Origin of the sequence: Aequorivita antarctica (genome assembly GCF_007997155.1) — a bacterium.
Classification (GTDB): Bacteria; Bacteroidota; Bacteroidia; order Flavobacteriales; family Flavobacteriaceae; genus Aequorivita; species Aequorivita antarctica.
In genome coordinates this window covers 69,627-95,267 of the sequence record NZ_VORT01000005.1, presented here as the reverse complement: position 1 = coordinate 95,267, position 25,641 = coordinate 69,627, and the positions used below count along the sequence as shown (strand labels likewise).

The 25,641-nt window shown below is 38.0% G+C and carries 25 protein-coding genes; 12 read left to right on the top strand and 13 right to left on the bottom strand.

The window, feature by feature from the left end; all coding sequences use genetic code 11:
• Positions 1 to 68: 68 nt before the first annotated feature.
• Both ESU54_RS08540 and ESU54_RS08535 read left to right on the top strand, forming a co-directional pair.
• Positions 69 to 1,625: a peptide MFS transporter gene (locus ESU54_RS08540; protein WP_111844539.1), complete on the top strand. Its 1,557-nt coding sequence runs from the start codon at positions 69 to 71 to the stop codon at positions 1,623 to 1,625.
• Between the two features lie 10 nt (positions 1,626 to 1,635).
• Positions 1,636 to 2,277 carry an O-methyltransferase gene (locus ESU54_RS08535; protein ID WP_111844538.1) on the top strand — a complete coding sequence of 214 codons (642 nt, stop codon included), beginning with the start codon at positions 1,636 to 1,638 and terminating at the stop codon, positions 2,275 to 2,277.
• A gap of 24 nt (positions 2,278 to 2,301) precedes the next feature.
• On the opposite strand, the gene ESU54_RS08530 is transcribed toward ESU54_RS08535, so the two are convergent.
• The 7 genes from ESU54_RS08530 to ESU54_RS08500 form a co-directional block, all read right to left on the bottom strand.
• A complete protein-coding gene (locus tag ESU54_RS08530; RefSeq protein ID WP_111844537.1) occupies positions 2,302 to 2,871 on the bottom strand; it encodes a phosphatase PAP2 family protein in 570 nt (189 codons plus the stop codon).
• Positions 2,872 to 3,159: a twin-arginine translocase TatA/TatE family subunit gene (locus ESU54_RS08525; RefSeq protein ID WP_111844536.1), complete on the bottom strand. Its 288-nt coding sequence runs from the start codon at positions 3,157 to 3,159 to the stop codon at positions 2,872 to 2,874.
• 127 nt (positions 3,160 to 3,286) lie between these two features.
• Positions 3,287 to 5,593, bottom strand: coding sequence for a M1 family metallopeptidase (locus ESU54_RS08520; protein WP_111844535.1), 2,307 nt, complete (start codon positions 5,591 to 5,593; stop codon positions 3,287 to 3,289).
• Between the two features lie 40 nt (positions 5,594 to 5,633).
• Positions 5,634 to 6,137: a DUF6702 family protein gene (locus ESU54_RS08515; RefSeq protein ID WP_111844534.1), complete on the bottom strand. Its 504-nt coding sequence runs from the start codon at positions 6,135 to 6,137 to the stop codon at positions 5,634 to 5,636.
• Positions 6,138 to 6,355: 218 nt separating this feature from the next.
• The gene (locus ESU54_RS17825) at positions 6,356 to 7,612 is read right to left on the bottom strand and encodes a T9SS type A sorting domain-containing protein (RefSeq protein WP_160113278.1); all 1,257 of its coding nucleotides are present in this window, start codon (positions 7,610 to 7,612) and stop codon (positions 6,356 to 6,358) included.
• 188 nt (positions 7,613 to 7,800) lie between these two features.
• Positions 7,801 to 8,574, bottom strand: coding sequence for a carboxypeptidase-like regulatory domain-containing protein (locus ESU54_RS08505; protein WP_160113276.1), 774 nt, complete (start codon positions 8,572 to 8,574; stop codon positions 7,801 to 7,803).
• Positions 8,567 to 9,385 carry a carboxypeptidase-like regulatory domain-containing protein gene (locus ESU54_RS08500; protein WP_111844531.1) on the bottom strand — a complete coding sequence of 273 codons (819 nt, stop codon included), beginning with the start codon at positions 9,383 to 9,385 and terminating at the stop codon, positions 8,567 to 8,569. The genes ESU54_RS08505 and ESU54_RS08500 overlap by 8 nt, the downstream gene beginning before the upstream one ends.
• A gap of 126 nt (positions 9,386 to 9,511) precedes the next feature.
• Here ESU54_RS08500 and pepE point away from each other — a divergent pair, with 126 nt between their 5' ends.
• Entirely contained in the window at positions 9,512 to 10,228 is a 717-nt protein-coding gene (pepE, locus tag ESU54_RS08495; RefSeq protein ID WP_111844530.1) for a dipeptidase PepE, read from the top strand.
• Between the two features lie 34 nt (positions 10,229 to 10,262).
• Here the strand turns inward: pepE and ESU54_RS08490 are convergent, their stop codons facing one another.
• Together ESU54_RS08490 and ESU54_RS08485 are read right to left on the bottom strand one after the other, a co-directional pair.
• On the bottom strand, positions 10,263 to 10,700 hold the full coding sequence (locus ESU54_RS08490) for a GNAT family N-acetyltransferase (RefSeq protein ID WP_111844529.1): 438 nt from the start codon (positions 10,698 to 10,700) through the stop codon (positions 10,263 to 10,265).
• Entirely contained in the window at positions 10,700 to 12,256 is a 1,557-nt protein-coding gene (locus tag ESU54_RS08485) for a T9SS type A sorting domain-containing protein (protein WP_111844528.1), read from the bottom strand. The genes ESU54_RS08490 and ESU54_RS08485 overlap by 1 nt, the downstream gene beginning before the upstream one ends.
• Positions 12,257 to 12,425: 169 nt before the next feature.
• On the opposite strand from ESU54_RS08485, the gene ESU54_RS08480 reads away from it, so the two are divergent.
• The 6 genes from ESU54_RS08480 (at position 12,426) to ESU54_RS08455 (ending at position 17,406) form a co-directional block, all read left to right on the top strand.
• Positions 12,426 to 13,169 carry a M15 family metallopeptidase gene (locus ESU54_RS08480; RefSeq protein ID WP_111844527.1) on the top strand — a complete coding sequence of 248 codons (744 nt, stop codon included), beginning with the start codon at positions 12,426 to 12,428 and terminating at the stop codon, positions 13,167 to 13,169.
• 62 nt (positions 13,170 to 13,231) lie between these two features.
• Positions 13,232 to 14,749: a 2,3-bisphosphoglycerate-independent phosphoglycerate mutase gene (gpmI, locus tag ESU54_RS08475; protein WP_111844526.1), complete on the top strand. Its 1,518-nt coding sequence runs from the start codon at positions 13,232 to 13,234 to the stop codon at positions 14,747 to 14,749.
• 6 nt (positions 14,750 to 14,755) lie between these two features.
• Positions 14,756 to 15,346, top strand: coding sequence for a thioredoxin family protein (locus tag ESU54_RS08470; protein WP_111844525.1), 591 nt, complete (start codon positions 14,756 to 14,758; stop codon positions 15,344 to 15,346).
• A 51-nt stretch (positions 15,347 to 15,397) separates the two neighbouring features.
• Complete coding sequence (locus ESU54_RS08465) at positions 15,398 to 15,805, top strand: BT0820 family HAD-type phosphatase (protein WP_111844524.1); 408 nt, start codon at positions 15,398 to 15,400, stop codon at positions 15,803 to 15,805.
• A 4-nt stretch (positions 15,806 to 15,809) separates the two neighbouring features.
• Positions 15,810 to 16,628, top strand: coding sequence for a type I methionyl aminopeptidase (gene map, locus ESU54_RS08460; protein WP_111844523.1), 819 nt, complete (start codon positions 15,810 to 15,812; stop codon positions 16,626 to 16,628).
• Entirely contained in the window at positions 16,588 to 17,406 is an 819-nt protein-coding gene (locus ESU54_RS08455) for a class I SAM-dependent methyltransferase (RefSeq protein ID WP_111844522.1), read from the top strand. The genes map and ESU54_RS08455 overlap by 41 nt, the downstream gene beginning before the upstream one ends.
• Here ESU54_RS08455 and ESU54_RS08450 read toward each other — a convergent pair.
• The 3 genes from ESU54_RS08450 to ESU54_RS08440 all read right to left on the bottom strand — a co-directional run bounded on the left by ESU54_RS08450 (position 17,395) and on the right by ESU54_RS08440 (position 20,289).
• Positions 17,395 to 18,402: an FAD:protein FMN transferase gene (locus tag ESU54_RS08450; protein WP_146848103.1), complete on the bottom strand. Its 1,008-nt coding sequence runs from the start codon at positions 18,400 to 18,402 to the stop codon at positions 17,395 to 17,397. The genes ESU54_RS08455 and ESU54_RS08450 overlap by 12 nt on opposite strands.
• Before the next feature lie 106 nt (positions 18,403 to 18,508).
• On the bottom strand, positions 18,509 to 18,871 hold the full coding sequence (locus ESU54_RS08445; RefSeq protein WP_111844606.1) for a Na(+)-translocating NADH-quinone reductase subunit F: 363 nt from the start codon (positions 18,869 to 18,871) through the stop codon (positions 18,509 to 18,511).
• 104 nt (positions 18,872 to 18,975) lie between these two features.
• Entirely contained in the window at positions 18,976 to 20,289 is a 1,314-nt protein-coding gene (locus ESU54_RS08440) for an Omp28-related outer membrane protein (protein WP_111844521.1), read from the bottom strand.
• 166 nt (positions 20,290 to 20,455) lie between these two features.
• On the opposite strand from ESU54_RS08440, the gene ESU54_RS08435 reads away from it, so the two are divergent.
• Together ESU54_RS08435 and ESU54_RS08430 are read left to right on the top strand one after the other, a co-directional pair.
• Positions 20,456 to 20,944 carry a TlpA family protein disulfide reductase gene (locus tag ESU54_RS08435; RefSeq protein WP_111844520.1) on the top strand — a complete coding sequence of 163 codons (489 nt, stop codon included), beginning with the start codon at positions 20,456 to 20,458 and terminating at the stop codon, positions 20,942 to 20,944.
• A gap of 26 nt (positions 20,945 to 20,970) precedes the next feature.
• Positions 20,971 to 22,632, top strand: a complete 1,662-nt coding sequence (locus tag ESU54_RS08430) for a DUF6029 family protein (protein ID WP_111844519.1) — start codon at positions 20,971 to 20,973, stop codon at positions 22,630 to 22,632.
• Between the two features lie 74 nt (positions 22,633 to 22,706).
• On the opposite strand, the gene ESU54_RS08425 is transcribed toward ESU54_RS08430, so the two are convergent.
• Positions 22,707 to 23,441, bottom strand: coding sequence for a T9SS type A sorting domain-containing protein (locus ESU54_RS08425; RefSeq protein ID WP_111844518.1), 735 nt, complete (start codon positions 23,439 to 23,441; stop codon positions 22,707 to 22,709).
• Between the two features lie 360 nt (positions 23,442 to 23,801).
• Here ESU54_RS08425 and ESU54_RS08420 point away from each other — a divergent pair, with 360 nt between their 5' ends.
• The gene (locus ESU54_RS08420) at positions 23,802 to 25,481 is read left to right on the top strand and encodes a T9SS type A sorting domain-containing protein (protein WP_111844517.1); all 1,680 of its coding nucleotides are present in this window, start codon (positions 23,802 to 23,804) and stop codon (positions 25,479 to 25,481) included.
• The last annotated feature ends 160 nt before the right edge of the window (positions 25,482 to 25,641 follow it).

Here is a 25,641-nt window from a genome sequence, read left to right as displayed (position 1 = left end):
TATAATTTAAAACAGCAAAACTGTTGGTTTGCAAACTGTTTTACATTGCTCCAAATTAAAAATCCACTATGAGCAATGTAATCTCCGAAGCTGAACAACCTCAACTTTTTGGCCACCCCAAAGGACTTCTATATCTATTTTTTGCAGAGATGTGGGAACGTTTTTCTTTCTATGGAATGCGCGCTCTTTTGGTGCTTTATATGACCAAGCATCTATTATATGACGACGATATGGCCTTTGGCGTTTATGCAGCCTACATGTCTTTGGTTTATGTTACGCCAATGATTGGAGGAATTTTAGCCGACAAGATACTGGGCTATCGAAAAGCGATTATTCTGGGTGGAATTTTAATGGTGTTTGGCCACTTTTTCCTTTCCATTGAAATGCCCGTTTTCTTTTATGGTTCGCTCGGATTGATAATTGTTGGTAATGGATTTTTCAAACCAAATATTTCATCTTTCGTAGGTGAACTTTACGCTCAAGGAGATGCGCGCCGTGATTCAGGATTTACTATTTTTTATCTTGGAATTAATTTAGGTGCCGCTATTGCACCACTTTTATGTGCCTGGTTTGCCATAACCTACGGCTGGCATTACGGTTTTGTTTTGGCAGGAATTGGAATGGTTACTGGACTTTTGGTTTTCAGAAGTGGATTGAAAAACAATGTCTTTGGAAATAAAGGTCATGTGCCAAATCAGGAAATTTACGACCGCAAATCGTTTGGATTAAATCGAGGAAAACTGATTGTTTTGGCGGCAATTTCATCAGTCGCAATTTTCGCGACCCTTGTTCGCTTTAATGAATTTGAAGGGTATTTAGTGTGGATTGTTTCTGCATTTTTGGTTTTCTATATAGGTTATATTATTACAACTGTGAGTTCAAAAGAAAAGAAGCGATTATTGGTGGCAGTTTACTTTACGGTTTTATACACTTTGTTCGCCGCTATTTTTGAACAAGCGGGTAGTTCGCTAACGCTTTTTGCAGATAGAAATGTGAATTTAATTGGAATGGATGCCGCTGGGACAAATAGTATAAACGCAGGGTTTATCATTCTTTTCGCCATTCCGTTTTCAATGCTTTGGACATTTTTAAGCCGAAGAAAAGTAAATCCAAATTCTGCTGTAAAATTTGGTCTCGGACTTTTATTTCTAGGTCTCGGCTTTATTGTTTTCGCACTTTCTGCGCACAGTGTAGACGATTTTGCGAAAACTTCGATGAGCTATTTGGTAATTGGTTATTTGGTTTTAACCATTGGAGAATTATTTCTTTCACCAATCGGCCTTTCAAAAATGACAGAGCTTTCACCCATAAAATATGTAGCTTTCATAATGGGTGTCTGGTTTTCGGCTAACTTTTATGGACACTTTTTTGCCGGAAAAATCGCGAAACTGACTACCGTTTCTGATAGTGGTTCAAATGTTTTTTCAGAAGGAATCTTCGGAACTATCACGGAATACATTACGGGATTGACGCCACAGATTGCTTCTGTGCAAAGCGATGCTTTTCAGCAATTGTTTTCCTACGTTTCTGTATATGCAAGTTTTGGAGTAATTAGTATGATTGTGGGTATATTTGCAATACTCATTTCGCCAATTATAAAAAAGATGATGGGCGGCATTCACTAAAAATTTCAAAATGGATTTTCTTCCTGAAAAATTAAACGAATACGTTGAAAAACATTCGCAACCAGAACCAGAATTACTTCAAAAGCTAAATCGTGAAACCTGGCAAAAAATGATTGCACCAAGAATGTTGAGTGGGCATTTACAGGGGCGTGTTTTGAGTATGCTTTCAAAATTAGTACAACCGAAAAATATTCTCGAAATTGGAACTTACACGGGCTATTCCGCTTTGTGTTTAGCTGAAGGAATGCAGCAAACTGGCGAACTTCACACGATAGACATCAACGAAGAATTATTTGATTTTCAACGAAAATATTTTGATGCATCTTCTTTCGGAAAGCAAATTTTCCAGCATTTGGGGAATGCTTTGGAAATAATTCCGAAGCTCGAAAAAACCTTTGATTTAGTTTTTATTGATGCCGATAAAAACAACTATCCCAATTATCTTGAAATCTTGTTGCCTAAGCTAAAAAAAGGTTCGATTATTTTAAGTGACAATGTACTTTGGAGTGGAAAAGTAATTGAAAAAGTGAAAGATGATGATGAAGACACTAAGTCACTACTTCAGTATAATAAACTATTAAATGAGCATCCGAAACTTGAAACGGTAATTTTGCCCATTCGAGATGGATTAACCATAAGCCGTGTTATGTAAATAAACGTTTTTTTATTGGTAAATTCAATATCCAGAAAGACTTGAGTTATTTAATATTTTTTTACAGCCATAATAAAAAACAAAAGCGAAAATTGTTCCCACCAAAGCGCCTACAAGAATATCGCTTGGGTAATGTACACCCACATAAATACGGCTCATCACAAAAATTAGCGGCCAAAGATAGGCGAGATAAATCCATTTTGTGAATTTGCGCAATACCAAAACTATAAAAGTGGTTATCGAAAAGCTGGAAGAAGCATGTCCTGAAAAGAAACTATAACTTGTCGGTTTTTGAAGAATCCGAATCAGTTCGGTAAAAGCTTCTACATTGTTGGGCCTCAAACGGGCTACATAATCTTTCACAACTGTTGTGAAGAAAAAAGTAATCGCAAATGTCAACAAGGCAAAAAGGAAAACAACAACGGCTTTTTTTCCTTTGTAGTAGTAAAAAATAAGGAGAATGAAGAGAATAAAAAGCGGTGTCCAGCTTTCAATTTTTGTTACATAGATCCAAAAGAAATCAAAACGCTCTATCCCTAAACTATTAAGGTAGACAAAAAGTTCCCTGTCCCATTGCCTTAGGGTTTCTAGCATTTAGAATTTTCGTTTAATGGGGCCGGTAACCTCATCTACATCGTCCTTCACTTTGTCTATTTCTTTACGGACGTCTTTAGTGATGTCTATATCTATGCCTTGTTTTTCAGCACCTTTAGAAATTTCAGATTTAATATCGTTGGTGGCATCTTTAACTTGTCGCATAGCTTTCCCCAAACCGCGGGCTATCTCTGGTACTTTGTCTGCACCAAAGACCAAAAGAACGATGAACAGGATAAAACCTATTTCGGCACCGCTGATAAAAAGAAAAATTGCCTGTGAAATCATGATGCAAATATAGTAATGAGTAATGAGTAATGAGTAATGAGTTGTTAGTTTTTCTGAAATCAAATCTTTACAAAAAAACCCTTCTTTAGTAAATTATAAAGAAGGGCATATCTGAAATAGTTCCAAATTAATCTGGGCTCGTTTTATTTTTGAATTGGTCAAAAGCACTCAATTTTTTGCGTTTTGGCCATGTGTTGTTTGAAGTATCGATATCTGCCGTTTCTTCATCGGGGTCTACTTCTATTTTAGTGATTTCCTTTTCCGAAGCAATAACTTTTCCTACTGATTCGTCATTTTTTCGCCATATTTCGGCTGGATACGTTACCTTTTCGCTGCTTCCGTCACTATAAGTATATTGCACAATAATAGGCATTGGGATTCCTCCTGGTTTTTCAAAAGTCACTTGGCAGAAGTAATTAGGGCGCTTTAACTTCGATCTTTCCTCTGCAGGAATATTGTCCATAATATATTCGTTCAAGGTGGTTACATCTTCCAGTTTTGAGTTGCGCATGCTTTCGTCAAAACCTTCACTGCCTTCTTCAACCATATAAACCAACGGTAACAAATCGTTTTCTGAAATCCCGCGTGCGGTTATCATTTCTTCCATTTCCTTGTTCATTTTGGAGGTAACATAGAATTTTTTAACGTCTTTCACCCCGATATCCACATAGTCTGTGGTGTAAAACCATTCTCTCCAATACCAGTCCAAATCTATGGCTGAAGCATCTTCCATTGTTCTGAAAAAGTCCTCTGGAGTTGGGTGTTTAAACATCCAACGGTTTGCATAGGTTTTAAAAGCGAAGTCAAAAAGTTCACGGCCCATAATGGTTTCACGAAGAATATTTAAAGCCGTTGCGGGTTTCGCATAGGCATTGGCACCAAAGTTATATACATTCAATCCTTTGCTCATAATGGGCGCCAACTGGCTTTGATCTCCCGCCATATAGTCTACAATTTTATTTGCTGGACCTCGGCGTGATGGATATTTTTTGCTTGGCGCAATGGCATCTGGATATTCTTCTGCAAAATCCTGTTCGGCCACAAATTGTGTAAAAGTGTTTAAACCTTCATCCATCCAAGTCCATTGGCGTTCGTCGCTGTTTACGATCATCGGGAAATAGTTATGTCCCACTTCGTGGATTATCACACTGATCATTCCAAATTTTGTGCGGTCGCTGATACTTCCATCTTTATCTGGACGTCCGTGGTTCCAGCAAATCATGGGATATTCCATCCCCTGGTTTTTTGCGCTTACCGAAATTGCTTTGGAATAGGGATAATCAAAAGTCATTCGGGAATAAGTTTTTAAAGTACTGGCCACTGTGCGTGTGGACCAATTTTCCCAGAGCGGATTTGCTTCTGGAGGATATAAAGAAACTGCCATTACAGAACCACTGCCCATTTTCACGGCCATCATATCCCAAATATATTTGCGTGAAGTTGCAAAAGCATAATCACGCACATTTTCTGCTTTAAACTTCCAGGTTCTCTTTGCAGTTGAAAAGCTTTTTGAAGCAGCTTCAGCTTCTGCTTGGGTTACAATTACAACTGGCTTGTCAAAAGACTTTTGAGCCGCTTCATAACGGCGAATCATTTCTTTAGAAAAAATATCTTTACTATTTTGAAGCTCACCAGTAGCATCCATAATATGATCTGCGGGAACGGTGATGTTTACTTCAAAATTCCCAAAGGGAAGCGCAAACTCGTCCCTTCCCCAAAACTGACTGTTCTGCCATCCTTCCACATCATTATAAACCGCCATTCGTGGGTAGAATTGCGCAATCACATAACCACGGTTGCCATCGTCAAAGGTTTCATAACCGCTGCGAGCACGATCCACAACGTGGTCATTGATGTTGTACCACCATTTTATGGAGAAGATAAATTTTTCGCCGGGCATTAAAATCTTTGGCATATCCACCCGCATCATGGTTTGGTTGATGGTATATTTAAGTGGAATACCTTTGGCATCTTTTATTTCCAAAATATTGAAACCACCATCAAAACCTCCATCCATATAATTCTGAACAAAACTGCTCGCCTTATCGACAGGAACGGTATTAGACGATTCAATCAACGGTGATTTTGAATCTTTTGCTCTTTTGTTTTGGTCAAGTTGTACCCAAAGATATTCTAGTTGATCGGGAGAATTATTTGTATAAGTTATGGTTTCGTTACCACTAAGTTTTTTGTTTTTATCATCAAGCTCTACGTCCATTACATAGTCTGCCTGTTGCTGATAATAATTTGGCCCTGGTGCTCCACTAGCGGTACGAAACATATTGGGTGTTGAAAATTCTTCGTATAGCTGTTTAAAACGGTTGGTGTTGTAATGACCAGGTTCCCGTTTTGTAGTTTCGGTTTCATCCTGCGCTGAAACCGCCGCCGATACTAAAAATAATCCGGCAAGAAATAGGGAGTTAGATAATCGCATAATAATTCAGAAATTTTAAAAAATTAAGATTGACAAGGTATCAATTAAAATTCAATTTGCCCTTGGGTTCATCTTTGTCAAGAATTAAACTTAGCCGGTTTTTTGGAGTTTTTAGGTGAATAATATTTTGTTGTTCGGGGAACATTTCCATCAACACTTTGTTTTCAATTTCGATGGTTTTCAGCTCCTTTACGTTTTTCACTTCAATATATGCCACAACCATATCGGTCTCGTATTCTTTGCCTATATAATCCAGAGCTACCTGTTTTCCGTTTACTTTGATAGTTATTTTTTGAAGGATATAATTTTTCAAATCTTCATCAGCTGCTTCGGTTTCCTTTTTTGTGTCGAGTGATATTGAGGAGTTATACCGCTGCTGTAGCGCATCTTCAATATCATCGGTAAAAATTTTGGTGATTATTTGAAGGGAACTTTTCTCTTTAACGTATTCTATCTTGGTGATGCTAACATAAAATTTATGAACTGGAATGCCCGAAACCATCGGAAACACTAGCAATAAAAGAAAAACACGGAAAAACTTCATATTAAGAGAAAGAGGCTAATGGAACATTAGACGGTGAATTTTGCTACATGTTACATTCTTTACATTGCTATTTTTTTCGATAAGACGCACTTTATATTCTTAACATTTAATTTGAAGAAATTCCATTAACTACATTTCATTATCGGATTTTAATAACTTTTCTACTTATCAGTACTACAATATGAAGTTATCGTTAATTACCATTTTCAAAAATTACTTTACTTTTTAATCAATTTGTAGATTCCGGTTTGTTCTTCGGAAATAACTTTCATAAAGTAATTTCCGGTGGATAAATTAGAAACACTTAACTCCGTAGTGGCTTTCCCTATGTTTTGATCAATCACTTTTTGACCTAATATATTGTATATAACCACACTTTCTATAGTGCTATTTGCACGGAGATGCAACACTTCATTCATTGGGTTTGGATGATAGGTAAACCCATCTATAACATTGTCTGCTGTTCCCAATACATCTGTTACAAAAGTAAAAGGACCAGACCATGTACTAGTTCCAGTTCCACCGCAATCAGCTTGCACATAATAATCATAAGAAGTATTAGGCATTAAACCTTCTAATAAGTACGGTTTTGCTAAGACCACTTGAGGGTTTCCTGTTCCTAAAGTAAAATTAGAAAAGTCCCATTCAACGTTCCATGTAGTTGCTGTTCCATTTTCAGTCCAATCTAACACAGCAGAAGTTAATTGAATATCAGATGCTGTTAAGTTTGAAGGATTTGAACAAGGATCGTTTCCCCAAGAAATCAAAGCGTAACCGCTATAGCCCATGCCTGGACCACCCCCATTTCCGTTTCCACCACCACCACCACCACCGTAGGGCATTCCATTGGCTGAAGGATCAGTTACGTTACAAGAGACATCTGTAAATCCAGCACCTTTACCTCCACTTCCACCAGGAATTCCACCTCCATCACCACCACTTCCACCAGGTGTTTGACAAATTCCTGTCCAAGGGATGGTGTCTCCACCAATAGATCCATTTCCTAGTGAACCAGCGGCACCACCTCCACCTCCACCGAAATAAGTATAATATCCACCTCCACCTACTCCGCCAGTATAATTTAAAGTACCTCCAGAACCAATACCTCCAGCTCCACCACCACCTACTTCTGGATTAGGAACCGAAATTCCGGGTCCACCACCAGTTGCCTGATTAAATGTTCCAACGGTAGTTGTTCCTCCTGCGGTACCACTTCCTCCAGCGGCACCAATAGTTACTGGAATTACGGCTAAAGGGGTTACCGAATAAGTTCCTATTGAATAACCGCCACCGCCACCGCCGCCAGTACCATTAATTCCACCACCACCGCCTCCACCAACAACCTCAATGGTAATGGATGTGACGCCAGCAGGAACTGTAAAATCTCCAGAAGTAATAAATGATTCCGAACCTGATTGAGCGTAAATGAAGTTAGCTAATAAGAAAATTGAAACAAAAGAGAGTGTTTTTTTCATGATCAGTTAGGGTTAGATATGTGTTAAAATTAATTCTTAGTGATATTAATTTATATGCTATTAAGATACTATTTTATATTTAAAATAGCCCTAACTGCAATCTGATGTTATTAGTAATTAAAATTTACTAAGTAAAATAGTCGACAAATGGAACCTTAGACAAGTTCTTTACGTTATTTTATAAATACCTATTCTTTATTTTCTCCAGCAATACGTTCGTTATAAATCTTCGCCTTTTCATCTAAAACAAGCAAAACCTTTCCGTAATGCTCATTTTTGAAATCACTTTCTATAGAAGTAGTTTCAGTACAAAAAAGCAGGAAATCATACACTCTATTTTCAGAAATACCGTAGGTTGTGGTGAAAAACGGAACGGTATAATAGTTTAGCATTTGTGCCACGGCGTTGTTTTCATATTCCCACTTTCTTCGGGTTTTTAAAGTTTTATAATAACCCGAAATATGTTTGTACAATGCTTCCAAATTGACACTCAAAGGAGTCACGGCAAAGTAAAGAGGCACAATTTTTTCCTCTGGTTTCCCTTTAAATCCAGGAATGCCAACATCATCAAAATTAATGGGCTTTTCGGTTTTAATTTTTTTAAGATCTGCCGCAATGTTGCCTGAAAGGTTTGGCTGTAAAAAAACTTCATCAAGCTCATTCAACAGTTCCGAGAGTTTGACGGTAATAACTCCTTTTTCAAAAATAGCTTCGGTAACCACTACTTTTTCGGGCATATACTTTATAGACGAAAAAAGAAGCGTGTCCGACGGTTTCACATTAATGGAGAAATGACCATTTTCATTGGTAATGGTATTAAAACGCGAAGCTATATTCAACACGTGGATGCCTTCAATATCGGCTTCATTTGTTATTTTTCCCTGTATTGATTTTTGCTGTGCGGAAAGTTGAAGCAATGCAAAGAAGCAAATGAGTAAACTATAAAAAATTCTTTTACTCACCGCGCACTTTATATTCCTTGCTTTTTTTGAAAAGAAATTCCATCAACTGAATTTCGTTTTTGGGTTTTAGCAAATCTTGATCCAGACCGTTTTCTTGGGCATAGAAGAGAAAGTCTACCGCTTTGTCTTCGGGGATATCAAAATTTGCAGCAATGAAATCTTTACTAAACCGCTGTTGAATATTGTTGCTTAACAAACTTTGATTCTCTTGTTGTTCAACTATTGAAATTTTCTCTCCATTTGGAAAAAGTAGCTGAGCCACCCCGCCTAAAATTGCCAGCACATTTGCTCCATTTTTCAATGTATTGCTATGAAGGGCCTCCTCTGCAGCATTGCTTTCAATTTTAGTTTTATCGTCAGGATCAAGATCATCACCGTATTTCAAATTGTAATAGGAAAGCTTCAAATCCTTTGTACCGTTATAAGTGGGGATTTTTTTAACATCTGCATTTATGTTTCCTGAAAGGTCGTATGGACGAACCACAACTTCCTCTAACTGGTTAACTGAAGGGTTCAGAAAAATATTCATCACTTTACGATTCACAATACCTTTATCTACAATCACGGTGAAGGATTGGTATTGCAACGCGGTGATTTGTACACGGTCGTTTTCGGCTATTTCAATTTCAAAACTCCCATCGGCATTGGTGATGGTTCCTTTTTGAGAAGAAATATTGTAAACAGAAATGCCTTCCGAATCCTCGCCTTGGGGCACATGAATTTTTCCAGAAATTTTGGTGCGGTCAATATCCTGCGCAAAAAGTGCGGGAGAAGTGACGATAAATAATAGAAGAAGTAGTTTTTTTGTCATACACTAAAAGTACGGATTTGTTTTGTTAGTGAAAACTTAAAGTTTACATTGTCAATAGTTAAATTTACATTTCTGAAAAAATACTCCTCGTTCCCTGGGCAGGGCCGAAGGGAACAATTTGAAACTATGAAAAATCTATTAATAGCAAGCACCAGTACCGTATACGGCGGGAAATATCTAGATTATCTAACCGAACAAATGGCTGCGTTTTTTAAAGATACTGAAGAAGTTATCTTCATCCCCTACGCACGCCCTGGTGGCATAACCCACGACGAATACACTGAAAAAGCTGCAAAGGCTTTCAGCAAAATTGGTAAAAAACTGATTGGGCTGCACACTTTTGAAAATCCTGTGGAAGCTATTAAGAACGCAAAAGGCGCCTTTACGGGTGGCGGAAATACTTTTGTTTTGGTAAGCGCACTTTACCGTTTGGAGTTGATGCAACCGCTTCGCGAAGCTATTTTTAACGGTTTGGCATATATGGGGACAAGTGCTGGCAGTAATATTTGTGGTGTATCTATGCAGACCACCAATGATATGCCTATTGTTTATCCGCCATCGTTTAAAACCTTGGGTGTTATTCCTTTTAACCTCAACCCGCATTATTTGGACCCAGAACCAAACAGCAAGCATATGGGCGAAACACGCGAAACACGCATTGCGGAATTTCATACGCAAAACTCCGTGCCTGTTGTTGGACTGCGTGAAGGAAGTTGGTTACTTGTAAATGGAGATGAAATTATTCTGAAAGGTGAACTAAAAGCCCGCGTGTTTGAGCAGGGGAAAGAACCTTATGAAGTGGAAACTGGAACTATATTTACAGATCATTTCGGCTCCGCTTAATGACCGAGAGACTGGTGACTGCGCGGAGTTGAAGTCAAAGCTCCTTCACAAAATGGTATCCCTTCGCCACAAAACCTTGGCTATAGAAAAATTTATGGGAAGGAAAATTGTGTACATAACTATTTAGCTCAACCCAATTGCAGGATTTTTTCTTGGCGTAATCACTAATAAATTCTATCAGCATTTTTCCAATTCCTCGGCTTCGGTAGGCATCGTCAATAATTACGTGATCCATCTCCATACTTTTGCCTGCATAATGGCGGGTTTGGAACCACAAGCCACACGTACCAATTAATTTTTCAGCATCAAAAATACCCAGACATTCGTAGTTCTGTTGCGTCATTTCCTGTAAACGCTCTTTTATAAGCGCTTCAGAAACCGTGTAATTCCCAAGTTTTTGCAACAATGGAATGATGCTGAAAATTTCAGAAGAAGGAATAATTTCAATAATAATTTTACTTTCTGAAGCCATTATTCAACTACAATCATTCTAAGGGTTTTAGACTCTCCGTTCACTGTCAGTTTGCAGAAATAGCTGCCATTTGCAAGATTCATTTCACTTAAATTCATTGGGATAATATACTTGCCATAACCTTTGGTTTCATTGTTCATCACCGTATAAACTTTTCTACCCTGGGCATCAAAAAGATCGATACTAACGGTAGCTTCTTCGTGGAGTTTAAAAGAAACATAGCTTATATCGCTGGCGGGGTTTGGGTATTGCATCACGTTGTTTACTTGCTGCGCCGCTCCGTTTCCAGCAAATAGAATTGGGGACGGAGTAACATCTGTCCAAATACTCAGTTGACTGCCCTGCAACCGTGTCCAGATAGGTCTGATCACGTTATTATGCGCCACAATATTGGTGTAATCGCCAAAGAAAACTCCCGAATTGGGCGTAAATGGTGATTCACTGATTCGTTTGTTGGTAATTGTATTTCCACCATCATCTGAATAGGCAAGATAAACGTCCGTCTTATTATCTGTATATTCCCTTCTATCGTAAAATACAAAGAACAGATTTCCATTAGTCTGATCAATATCCATCCAAGTAAAAAACTGTTGTTTTCCGGCTGGGTCGTCATTCACCCTTATGGGCGCGCTCCAAGTATCGCCACCATCGGTAGATTTACTCATAAACACATCTGTGTCATTTGCGCCATTTCGTTGGTCGCTCCAGTTTACGTAGATAGTTCCATTATTTGGGCCACCGCTAAGGTCGCATTTTGTTATAGGCAAACCATTGGCGCGGCTAATCCCGGGAATGGAATAATCCCAGCCTGTAGGCATTGGATCTATTGCAATTTCTTGGGGCAACCAAGTTTCTCCTTGATCTAACGATCTGTTGAAAACAAGTCCGTTGGGTCCTGCCCAAGCAACATAAATCTCTCCATTGGGACCAACTGCGGGAACTGCTCCTTCAGTGGTATCGTCTTCATCTATACAGTTACCGTCAACACTGTTTATCTTTTTAGGTGTTGACCAGTTTTCACCGCCATCGGTAGATTTTGAAAAAAGAATGATCGATTTATCGTTCGGATTGCTGCTTCCATAGTCGTCAAACTGCGTCCATGTTAAATATATATTGTTATTGGTACGATCAATTACGCTCCACTGTTTGTCCTGCGCTTTGGCGCCATTCAAACCTGTGTAGGTTCCGCTGCTCCAAGTATTGCCATTGTCTGTAGATTTCTGACATACAATTCTATCAATCCAGTTTCCGCTAGCAGGATTTGAAAGGTGGAAATAGTAAAAATTACCCTCTGTATCTACATCAAAAGCAGGGTCGCCCCAAACACCATAGCTGGAAGTCATTTCCTGTTCGCTCCACGTAAGCCCACCATCGCTACTATTATACAAGTTGTTCAAGTTTGCACCCGCAACTAGAATATCTGTGTTAAGCGGATTCATCATTATGGAAGGTTCATTTGGCGAATTATTATTGGTTATCATTACGTTTTGGGCAGCTACGGAAGCAACAGCCAAACCGGAAAACAACACTAATGCGGATAGTTTTTTGGGAGTCATACTATTTCGAATTTTAAATGGTTAGTAAATGTATAAAATACTTTAGTTTTTCTTCGGAAGAAAAACGTTTTCAATTGTAAAAATTGAATTAAAAAAGAAAACAGTAACCGACTACTAAATTATTTTTAACGAATTTAGTAAACTCAAAAACTTAGAATATTCACATTTAATGAGACGAAAAGAATTCATCAAGATTTCAGGTATTGCAGGAATAAGTTTGGCAATATTGCCGCAGTTATCTTTCAAAAATTTTATGGGAGAATTTACCCGAAACCAATTGATTGGAAAGGGAAATCCAGATATTGTGGGCGACAGTTACACTTCAAAAATGCACAAAACCGCGAAGGATGCATTTAGCAAAATGAGGTCCGCTGCTGCGAAAGAAAACATAAACATTGAAGTAGTTTCCGCCTATCGAAGCTTTCAGCGACAGAAAGAAATTTTTGAAGGAAAATATAGAAAATTCACTTCCGAAGGGCTTTCGCCAGAGAAGGCGATTGAAAAAATCATTGAATATTCCACTATTCCTGGCACTTCGCGTCATCATTGGGGAACCGATATCGATATAATAGACGCCAACGCCCCCCGACCCGCAAATGTGTTGATGCCCGAAAATTTTCACGGAACGGGTCCTTATTGCAAATTGAAAACGTGGCTGAATAATCATTCTGAAAGTTTTGGTTTTTATGAAGTTTACACAGACAACGGCAACCGAAAAGGCTTTAAATATGAGCCCTGGCATTTTAGCTATGCGCCCGTTTCTATTCCAATGTTGAAGGCTTATAAAGAACAAATTGACGTAAAGAAAATGCTCTCTGAAGAAAAAATTATGGGCAATGCTCATTTTTCAGAAGCTTTCACTCAAAAATATTTGAAAGAGAATATTCTGGATATCAATCCGAAATTATTTTAATATATTAAAATTGAAAATACTTCGAATCTAAATTTCCCAAATCCGCTTCGTATCTTTGCACCATGAATAAAAAAGTCCTTTTAATGATCCTCGATGGTTGGGGCATTACGCAAGACCCTTCAGTTTCCGCCATAGCAAAGGCCGAGACACCTTTTATTGATTCACTTTATAAAAAATATCCACACGCACAATTGCTTACCCACGGGATGAACGTTGGTCTGCCCGACGGCCAAATGGGCAACAGCGAAGTGGGTCATATGAATCTAGGAGCTGGAAGAATCATTTATCAAGATCTTGCCAAAATAAATATGGCGGTTGAAAAAGGCACGTTGAGCAACGAACCCGAACTGCAAAAAGCCTTTGAATACGCAAAAAGCCACAACAAAAAAGTACATTTTCTAGGACTGGTTTCCAACGGAGGTGTGCATTCGCACATAAATCATTTAAAGGGATTGTTAACTGCGGCTCAAAGCGATGGTTTGAAAAATGTGTACGTCCACGCTTTCACCGATGGTCGCGATGTTGATCCACATTCTGGGAAAGGTTTTATTGAAGAATTGGAAAAGCATTTGGAAAAAACAGGTGGAAAACTGGCTTCAATTATTGGGCGTTATTATGCCATGGATCGCGACAAGCGCTGGGAGCGCGTAAAGAAGGCCTATGACTTATTGGTCTTCGGAGAGGGTAAACCCTCACAAGATGCTTTAAAAAGTATAGCCGAAAGTTATGCCGAAGGAATTACAGATGAGTTCATTGAACCAATTGTAATGACTACCTCCGAAGGTAAACCCGTTGCAACCATTGAAAAGGATGATGTTGTTATTTTCTTCAACTTTAGAACCGATCGCGGCAGGCAGCTCACCGAGGTTTTAACACAAAAAGATCACGAAACTTTTGGGATGAAAACGCTTCCGTTGTATTTCGTAACACTTACCAATTACGATGATTCCTTCGGAAATATTCACGTGGTTTACAACAAGGAGAATTTACATGATACCTTAGGCGAATTATTGGAAAAAAACGGAAAGAAGCAAATTCGCATTGCGGAAACAGAAAAATATCCACACGTTACCTTCTTCTTTTCTGGCGGAAGAGAAATTGCTTTTGAGGGCGAAAAACGCATTCTTTGCCCCTCGCCTACTGTCGCCACTTACGATTTAAAACCCGAAATGAGTGCCTATGAACTTCGGGATATGATTTTACCAGAAATTGAAAACGAAACTGCCGATTTTATCTGCTTAAATTTTGCAAACGCAGATATGGTTGGTCATACCGGTGTTTTTGAAGCAGCTGTTAAAGCCTGCGAAACGGTCGATAAATGTGCCAAAGCAATTGTGGAACAAGCCTTGGAAAGTCATTATGCCACAATCATAATTGCTGACCATGGAAATAGCGAAACCATGCGAAACGCCGATGGCTCACCAAACACAGCGCATACTATAAATCCGGTTCCAATCATAATTGTAGACAACGAAATTAAAGCCGTTAAAAACGGAATTTTGGCTGATGTGGCTCCAACTATTCTCGATATTATGGGGATTGAAAAACCTGAGATAATGACACAACATTCCCTAATTTAATAATTTATGAAAAAGCTATTTATAATACTCGCTGCAACCTTTTTAGTTGCCTGCAATTCATCAAAAGAGAAAAACAAAGTGAAAAAGAGCACTTCGACAGAAATGACTTCAGAAAACCCAAAAGAAAAAATAAACGACACTGTTCCCTATGAAGATTCTGTAATGCTTTTGGGAAAAGCCAACCGCAAAGGTTTTCAAATGGACGCGTTTAAAGATTGGTTTAATACTGGATATGCAGATTACAAAGCAGATTCTGAAACTGTGGAACAACTAAAACCTCTTTTAAAAGATGTAAACATCTCCGTATTTATGGGAACTTGGTGCGAAGACAGCCAACGCGAAACTCCACATTTTTATAAAATTCTGGACGATGCTGATTTTGATGAATCCAAACTCACTTTAATTACCGTTTCTGAAGAAAAAACCACCCCACAAGGTTTTGAAGAGGGAAAAAACATAACAAACGTTCCGACCATCATTTTTTACAAAAACGAAAAGGAATTGGGCCGAATCGTGGAATACCCGATTGAAAGTCTTGAAAAAGACATGCGCACTATTTTAAGTGGAAAGGAATACAAGCACGCTTACGCCGAATAAAACTTTAGCAACGGTATAATTCTTTGTAAATTTGCGGCTCGAAAAATGACGATGATCAGAGAAACACTCACTATAGCCATAGATTTTGACGGAACCCTTGTTGAAGATGAATATCCTCGCATTGGCCGTCCCATTATTTTTGCTTTTGATACGCTGAAAAAATTGCAGCATGAAGGGCACCGACTCATTTTATGGACATACCGAAAAGGACGTGCTTTGGAAGAAGCTGTAAAATTCTGTGAAGAAAACGGAATTGTTTTTTATGCCGTAAACCGAAGTTTTCCCGAAGAAGAATTTGATGCTTCTTACAGCCGAAAAATACACGCTGATATTTTTATAGATGACCGTAATATTGGCGGACTTAAAAGTTGGGGCGAAATATATCAGCAACTTATTGGTGAACCTACACCTACAAAACCTAAAACTCAGAAAAAAGGATTTTTTTCCTTTTTAAAATAGTATTATGATAATTTCAAAAACAAGAGAAGAAATTGAATTGATGCGCGAAAGCGCTTTGGTGGTATCCCGCACTTTGGGAATGCTCGCAAAGGAAGTAAAACCAGGCGTTACAACCAATCAGTTAAATAAAATGGCGGAAGATTATATTAGGAGCCAAGACGCAATCCCGGGATTTTTGGGATTATACGACTGTCCTTCAACCCTACTTACTAGTGTAAATGAAGCGGTGGTTCACGGTTTGCCGACAGATATTCCTTTGAAAGAAGGTGATATTATAGCTATTGACTGTGGCTCCATCAAAAACGGATTTTACGGTGACCACGCCTATACTTTTGAAGTGGGTGAAGTTGACCCTGAAATTAAAAAACTACTGAAGATTACTAAAGAATCACTTTATATCGGTATCCGTGAATTTAAAGCTGGAAACCGGGTGGGCGATGTTGGTTTTGCAATTCAGAATTATTGTGAAGCACAAGGGTATGGTGTGGTACGTGAGCTTGTGGGCCACGGTTTAGGAAGAAAAATGCACGAAGACCCAGAGATGCCAAACTACGGTCGTCGTGGTCGCGGAAAGAAGTTTATTGAAGGAATGACCATAGCTCTTGAACCCATGATAAATATGGGAACGCACAAAATAAAACAATTGAAAGACGGTTGGACCATTGTTACGCAGGACGGGCAACCCAGCGCACACTTTGAGCACGACATTGCTTTGGTAAACGGAAAACCAGAATTGCTTTCCACTTTTGCGTATGTTTATGAAGCCTTGGGGATTGTGAGTGATGAAGAAAAGGAGTTTAGAGAAAAGGAATTCGTTTTATAACAACTCAAACCCTTTGTTCAAAAAAATTCTAAATACCATTCCCAGACCACTGCTCATAAGACTGAGTATTATTGGCAGGCCTATACTAGCTTTTCTTCTGAAAGGAAATAAATACACCGACCCAATAGACGGGAAATCCTACCGAAAGTTTCTTCCTTATGGGTATGAAATTGTTCGCGAAAATGTGCTTTCCCCAGGAACACTTTCTTTGGAACGGCACAGATTATTCTGGCTTTATCTTCAAAATGAAACTGGTTTTTTTACTAAAAACTTGAAGGTGCTTCACTTTGCGCCTGAGCAAGCGTTTTATAAAAAGTTCCGGAAAATGAAAAATCTGGATTACACCACAACCGATCTCAATTCGCCAATTGCTGATGTGAAAGCGGATATTTGTGATTTACCTTTTCAGGATAATGAATTCGACTTTATAATCTGCAACCATGTTTTGGAGCACATTCCAAATGACACAAAAGCGATGCGGGAAATTTACCGTGTATTAGCGCCCGGCGGCACGGCAATTCTTCAAATTCCCTACAAAGCAAATTTAGAAAAAACGTTTGAAGACGACAGCATTACCGACCCAAAAGAACGTGCAAAAATATTTGGACAATACGATCACGTTAGGGTGTATGGGATGGATTATTTCACCAAACTTGAAAGTATTGGCTTTAAAGTTGAAGCCGTGGATTACACAAATATTATTCCTTCAGAAAAAGTTGAAAAATACAGGTTGGCAAAAGGGGAATTGATTCCTGTTTGTAAAAAGCTAATTACCTAAGCGCTTTTTAAATCCATCCGTCATAAATACTTGATGCTGGTTTAAAGAATCATTAAAGGTCAGATATGCTTCCACATTTGGAAGGTTTTTTAGCAATTCCTTAGATTTTTCTATACCTAAGGCCATAAAGGAAGTTGCATAAGCATCCGCCACACCGCAAGTTGGTGCAATTACTGTTGAACTTGTCACGTCACTCATTTCCGCAGAACCAGTTAGTGGATTTAAAGTATGCACATATTTTTTTCCTGTTGCGGAATCAATTCTGAATTTGCGGTAATTGCCCGAAGAAGCCATTCCCACATTTTTCAGTTTTACTGTAGCTTCAAAACTTCGGTCTTCAAGTTCTGAATCCACCGCTTCAATACCAACAACCCAATCTTGGTTTTTTTCAATGTTTTCTCCTTTCGCGAGGATTTCACCGCCCAATTCAATTAAATAATCGGTTACGTCTTTGGATTCCAAATAACGTCCAAGACAATCTATCCCGAATCCTTTTGCCACAGCATTAAAATCGAAATATATTTGCGGATATTCTTTTGAAATAGTTCCATCGTTGTTGATTTTCACTTTATGGAAACCTACGTATTTCATTAAGGAATCCAAGGTTGTACTGTCAATTTCTTTCATCGGTTTTACATCTCCAAAACCGTAGGCATTGCGCAATACCCCGATGGTTGGATCAAAATAGCCGTTTGTTTTTTTATTTACTTCTTTAGAAATTTCAAAGACTTCTTTGAAAATAGAATCTACCACAATGGTGGAATCGCCTTGGTTTACTTTAGAAATATCGCTGTCGGGAATATAAGTGCTCACGGAACGATTTACAGCTTCAATAACAGAGTCCAGCCCTTTTTTGAAATCAATATCTTTTTCTGAATAAAACTGAATATTATAAGTGGTTCCAAAGGCTTCACCCTGCATAAAACGGTGCGTGGCTTCTTTCTTTTCACAAAAAATGAAAAGCAACAATACGGGGATAAGGATTAGTTTTTTCATCTGTATAAAATATTTGAGAAAAAGGAATGCTTCGACTGCGCTCGGCACAGGAATGGAATGCCCTAATATACATTTTCGGTTGTTTTGCAATTTGTTAATGGGCATTTCATAAAATTATCTGTAATCCTTTATAGACCATAGTGTAGTCTTCATCTTTTAAAACTGGTTTTCCGTAATCGCTTCCGTTGCCCAAACCAACGCCTGCATAATAGGTTTTTGCTTCAAACTTTGAAGCATGTTCCTTCATCGTTTGCATAAAAACGGGGTCGTAAGCATGAGCATCCTGAGGAAAAGAAACTGCGCGAACAATTATAAAGTGAAGCATTTTATCTTTCAACGCTACGAACTGAGGATCACTTTTCAGTTTTGAATTGACGCCTAAAAACTCATAGCCCTCAGCTTCAAGCTGTTTCCCAACTATGTTCATAGCTAGGTTATGAAGTTCCTGTTTGGTAAGTTTTTCGCTCATAATTGGTTTCAAAATTACGAATATTTCGATTGATTTTTTCAAACCCATAAAAAAACCCACTCCAATAATTTGGAATGGGTTTTTAAATTTATGTGAAAAGTATTTTACTGATACAATTTAGTTTCACCCAACTCTGCATGCAATGAGTTTTTGGCGCTATTATCAGCTTTTACAAGCATTACAACAAAGCTTAAGTTTTCAGCATTGTATTCCGAAGGAATCTCAAAAGTATATGTCTTTTTATATTCTTGGTAAGCAGGAGTTTCTGGGATATTATCTCCAAAAAGGCCTGAAAGTGAATTACGCAATGCGTCCTCGTGAACAAAATCTAAAATTGGATCACCCATTCCAAAATAAGGACTGGTGGGATCACCATCAAAATAATTTCTCTGATCAGCAACAATTCCGCTTTCCAATAAATACACTACAAGTTTATCCCCCGACTCGGAGCCATTTCTATAAATCACTTTTGCATCCACAGAAAGCGTAGAACCACTAACTTGTGAAGAGATTGCAAGGGAGGCATCTGTTTCTAAACCAGCAATACTCGTTACGGCATCCAAATCATAATCATTAGAACCAGGAAGAGAATTCCATTTTATGGTTCTGTTTAACTGACCCTGAGGAAATTCATTTGGAACATCAAATTCAGCTTGAAGATCATTAACCTGTGGAAAATGCATAGGTTCATAACCTAAAGATTTTTTGTGAATAGCAACTACTGAAATGTGATCAGTCATTTGCTTTAAAGTATTAATCGCCGCTAAAGCTTTTAAGCAATAGCCACACCAAGTACCTGTGTAATCTTCAAGCACCACATTTCTTTTTGGAATATATACTGCAAAGTTTTTCACGGTACTTGTATATGTATCGCCATTCACTAAATATTCTGCATAAACCTCAAAGCTTCCTTCTGCTGCAGAGGAATAGGTAAACCCAGTAATTGCCGCGCCATTAACATAAAAAGTAGCATCGGAAGCTGTATTGTTTCCATTGGAATCAAGCAAACCAAAAGTTATGGTCTGATTATTCATAGCTCTCGTCACATCTAAGGTCAGTGCTCGTTCGGTCTCAGCGATTACTTCAAAGTTAAGAACATTACTTGCCGTACTTTCGTAAAGCGCTTTTACGGTAAATGTTCCCGTGCTTGAAAAAGTATATGAAGAGCCCTGTATTTCGGAATCGTTCACATATATTTTTGCAGAAGAAGTATAATTTTCTCCATCATTCCCTGTAATTGTAAAATTCACCAATTGATCTACGGACAATACTTCCAATTCGTTGGTACCGGCATCACTTGTAAGTGTAATTGAAAGACTTTCGGTGGGAGCACCAAGTGGATCTTCTTTTTTGCTACATCCAACGATGGCTATAAAAGCAAAAAGAAACAAGATTTTGAAATAGGGATAAGTTCGCATAATAACAGTTAATTAAATAATTTTAGTGGGCTAATATAAAGCATTTATAAAAAAAGGCACGGTTTTAGAATGTTAAATCCATAACTTTCGGCAATACAAATTTAAGTATTTATTAAAAATAACTTAATATTGCTACACTTTAACTAATTATTAAAAATTTTATTGGATGAAAAGATTACTTCCCCTTCTTCTTGCGTTGGTTACCTTAAGTGCCATTGCACAAAACGAATTACCAAAAGTTGATATGACCACCTTGGATGGTCAACCTATCAATTCCAATGATTTGTCTACGGATGACAATGTAGTTGTAATATCGCTTTGGGCCACTTGGTGCGTTCCTTGCATAAAAGAACTAGATGCCATTAGCGAAGTTTATCCAGATTGGCAGGCAGAAACTAACGTAAAACTCTACGCCGTTTCTATTGACGACAGCCGTGGCGTGAAACGCGTAAAACCAATGGTAAACGGAAAAGGATGGGACTATACAGTGCTCCTAGACACCAACAATGATTTTAAACGTGCCGTTGGTGCCGCCACTGTACCCTTAACGCTTCTCGTAAAAAACAATCAGATCGTTTACAGACATTCAGGCTACAGCCCAGGCGCAGAGATGGAACTTTATGAAAAAATAAAGGAATTTTCCGCTGTTAATTAAAAAAAATTACCAACCAAACCTTTACAATGAAAAAAATTATACTAGGAGCCTTTATGTTTATGGGCGCCGTCTCCTTTTCGCAAGATAACGGCTACTTTTTTGGTGGTCTTGAGTCAAACTCTCAATGGCTCGTTCCAGATGAGAACACAGGCTTTGAAGCCCCAGAAGATCGTTTTAGATCCAATAATTATTTACAGATGAATTATTCTCTGGGAAAATTTACTGCAGGGCTTCAATATGAAGCTTATCTTCCTTCCGTATTATTGGGATATTCTCCAACTTGGGAAAACCAAAACGGCATAGGAACATACTATCTAAACTTTAAAAATGAAACCTTGGATGTTACTGGAGGTTATTTTTATGAGCAATTCGGTAGTGGTCTTATATTAAGAACTTGGGAAGATCGCCAATTGGGTATCAATAACGCTCTTAAAGGTCTTCGTGTAAGATTCACCCCAATTGAAAACCTTGACTTAACTGGAGTTTACGGTCAAATAAGAAATGGCTTTGACGTTTCTGAAGGTGTTATGCAAGGTCTTGATGCCAATGTAGATTTAAGTGGACTTTTGAATATTGATGCCGTTGACCTAAAACTTGGCGGAAGCTATGTGGGCCGCTATCAATCAAATGGCGCCAATGACTCAATCCCTGCAAACATTAATGCTTATGGAGGAAGACTGGATTTTGTCGCCAAAAATTTCTATGGAGGTGTAGAAGCAATTACCAAAGACCCAGACGTACTTATAAATGAAGGCGAAGTAACTTCACCTCAACTTTTTGATGGTACAGCACTTCAGGTGAATTTGGGTTATGCCCAAAAAGGATTAGGAGTGAGCTCTACTTTTAGAAGACTGGAAAATTTTAGCTTTTATGCAGACCGTTATGCTGAAGGCAACGTTTACAATGAACAAATTGTTAATTACGTGCCCGGTCTAACAAAACAACATGATTATTTGCTATCTAATATATATGTATATAGTGCCCAACCACGATTGCTTTTCGGTGATACCGAAAAAAGAGCTGGAGAAGTGGGAGGACAAGTTGATGTTTATTATTCTTTTGATAAAGAATCATTCTTAGGAAAACTTGGAACTAAATTAGCAGGAAATTTTTCCTACTGGGCAGGATTGGAAGCAACATTTAATGATGCAGAACAAACCTATGACCCAAAGTTTATTGGTGATGGCCCACGTTATTTCCGTGATTTAAATATTGAAATGAAAAACCGTTGGTCTTCAAAATGGAGCTCCGTGGCTACTTTTCAAGATGTTATTATAGACAAAGGAGTTGCCGAAGGTGGCCCACTTGGAACACAAGGTGACATTAGAGCCCAAATTGCTGTAATTGAAGCAACACGCCGTTTTGAAGGCGGGAAAGCTTTACGTATGGAGCTGCAACATCTTTCTGTTGATAAAAGCAGAAAAAATGTAGATAGAAAGAACTGGGCGGCTGGAGTACTGGAGTATAACTTCAGTTCTGCATTTACGCTTTACGCAGCAGATGCTTGGAACTATGAAGGAGAAGGAAAAATTCACTATTACAGCTTTGGAGGAAGTTATTCCAAAGGTCCTGCGCGTTTTGCAGTAAACTATGGCCGTCAGCGCGGTGGTTTGATTTGTGTAGGTGGTGTTTGTAGATATGTACCTGAAAACACTGGTTTAACCGCCAATCTTGTAGTTACCTTCTAAAGAAAATTTTCAACAAAATAAAAAGTGCCCCGAAGAAAACTTCGGGGCACTTTTGTTTATAGAGAATTTAAGTTCTATTGAACGACAATCCTTGTGGTTTGCGTAGCTCCATTTTCATTGTTGAACTTAACTATATAAGTTTGTGAACTTAGGTCAGACATATTTACTGTTTGAAGACCTGTTTCAAAACGCGCTTGTTTCACAACACTTCCTTGCAAATTGTAAACCAACATGCTAACTGGCTCATTCACATTTAGCACCATTTCACTGGAAACAATTGTAGATTGAATGGTTAAATTCACTTTGCTGTTTTCATTTACGCCCAAAGTTGGGTTGTAGCGATAGGTAAAAGTTAGAGGCGTTCCTATTTCAGTAACACCATCTGCTTCGTATTGGTGAAACGCACAAATATAATCTATGAGATAAACACCATCACCTGGATCCCCGTTTAAAATATGGTCACCGCCTGGTGTTGTTTCACCTGGGCCAATTGGAAGTACACCTGGTGCTGCTGGAGCAGTAAAACCAAATGGAATACCAGTATAACATTGTCCTGCATAACATATTTCTAATAAAGAACCATCGGCATTTACAGCAGAAACAAATTCAAGTCTTGAATATATTGTCTCAGTAGGATTGTCATTAGTTACAAAAAAAACGTAATCAGCGCCTACATCATAACCGTATGTTCCATACTCTAATACAGCGCCTTCTTGAAGAACAGCTCCATTTTCATCGGTAACAGTATATTGGGCATTTGCCACAGCTATTGAGCCCATAATTGTTAAAAAAAGTAATTTAAGTTTCATTTTTTTGATTTTTAAGTTAAATAAATTGTTTAAAGCTTACTAAGTTTAACAAAAGTAAACATAAAAATTAAAAACCTTCACTTCTATACTCCTTCTATTTCAGTTATTTAACATTTATGGAAGTTTATCCTAAAATATTATCTTCTAGAATTTGGTAATGGAGAAGATTCTTTCTTTTTTGGCTTTAACGATAATTTCAATTATTGAATAAAATACTTAAAAAAATACTTTAAAGTTAGTTTCGACACTATTTTAACATTTAAATCCTAAAATTTTGTCTCCCAAAAGATTGTATTTAACTATAAAAAAGTAAATTTGAAATCAAACTTTAATAATTCACAACAATTTAAATTTAAAAAAATGTTAAAAAAACTACCCCTCTATTTAGTTTTTGCATTGTTTGCAAGCGCTACATATGCGCAAACAATTGTATCAACTTCCCCTCAAGACCAAAACGTAGTTCTTGAAGAATTTACGGGAATCCACTGTGTATATTGCCCTGATGGCCATGCTATCGCAAAAGCAATCCAAGATGCTAACCCCGATCGCGTTTCTTTAATTAATATCCACGTTGGTAGCTATGCCAATCCAGGTTCTGGCGAACCAGATTTCAGGACTCCTTATGGCTCAGCCATCGTTGGTCAAACAGGTTTAACCGGTTATCCTTCAGGAACTATTAATAGACATGTTTTCCCTGGTAGAGAAAACACCCCCGGCGGAACAGCTATTTACAGAAATTTTTGGACCCTTTCATCAAGCGAAACTATGGCAATAGGATCTGCCGTAAACGTTGCTGTTGAAGCTGAAATTGATGTGCAAACAAATATTCTAACCGTTCACGTAGAAGGATATTATACAAGTAACAGTCCAGAAGGAACAAACTTATTGAATGTTGCACTTTTACAGAACAATACCAAAGGACCACAAACTGGTGGTAATATGGGCAATAATTATGTTCACATGCACCGTTTAGTTGAAATGATTACTGGCCAATGGGGTGAGATTATCAACACCACTACATCAGGTACATTTGTAGACCGTACTTATACCTATACAATTCCTGCTACTTATAATAACGTGCCAACTGAGCTTGCCGATATGGAAGTTGTAGCATACATTAGTAACACACACCAAGAAATTCCTAGCGGAAATCGCGCATACCCAACCTATACTGGTCTTACCAATGCAAATGATGCATTTGTAAGATACGTTGAAGACATTCCAAATACATGTCTTGCCACAGTTGCACCAGAAGTTAATATCCAGAATATGGGTCAAAATGCAATAACATCTTTGGCTATTGATTATACCATTAATGGAGATGCACATACTTACAACTGGACAGGTGAAATTCTTTCACTTCACAGTGAAACCATTATGCTTCCTGAAGTTTCATACACTATTCAAACAACCAATACAGTTGGCGTAAGTGTTCCAAATGATGACAACAATGCTAACAACAGTGCCACAACAACCTTTGACCAAGCTATTGAAAGCACAGGAACTGTTAATATGGTATTGCACACAGATGGCTATGGAAGTGAGTGCAGATGGAATGTAAAAGATGGTTCAGGTACCGTAATTTATAACGGTGGACCTTACGGTAACAATCAAACTATAAACGAAACCTTCACATTAACTTCAGACTGTTATTCTTTCAGTATCATTGATACTTATGGTGATGGTGGTGGTTCTGTAACACTTACTGACCATCTTGGAATGCAAGTTTACTACACAAATGGTCAATACGGTTCTGGCGAGACTTCACAGTTTTCCAGCAACGGAGTTTTGGGCATAACCCAAAATCAACTTGACAACATCAGTTTGTATCCAAACCCAGCTTCTTCAACAATTAATGTGAAAAATGCTGAAAACGCAAGTATTCAAGTATTTGATATCCTTGGAAAATTGATCCTTTCACAGGAAAACATTGCTATGGATGCACAAATAAATGTATCACAATTACAAGTTGGGACGTATTTTATGAAGATTTCAAAAGACAACTTTGTAACTACTAAGCGATTCTTGATTTCCAAATAAATCAAATCCTTCAGTTTTTTAAAAACCCCGATTTTTCGGGGTTTTCTATTTTCAAAAAAATAAACCTCTATCCATTTGAATTCTTATTATATATTCTCAAGCCTTTTTAATATGAATTCATTTTATTTATAACTTCAATGTTAAAATGCATAAAAAACTA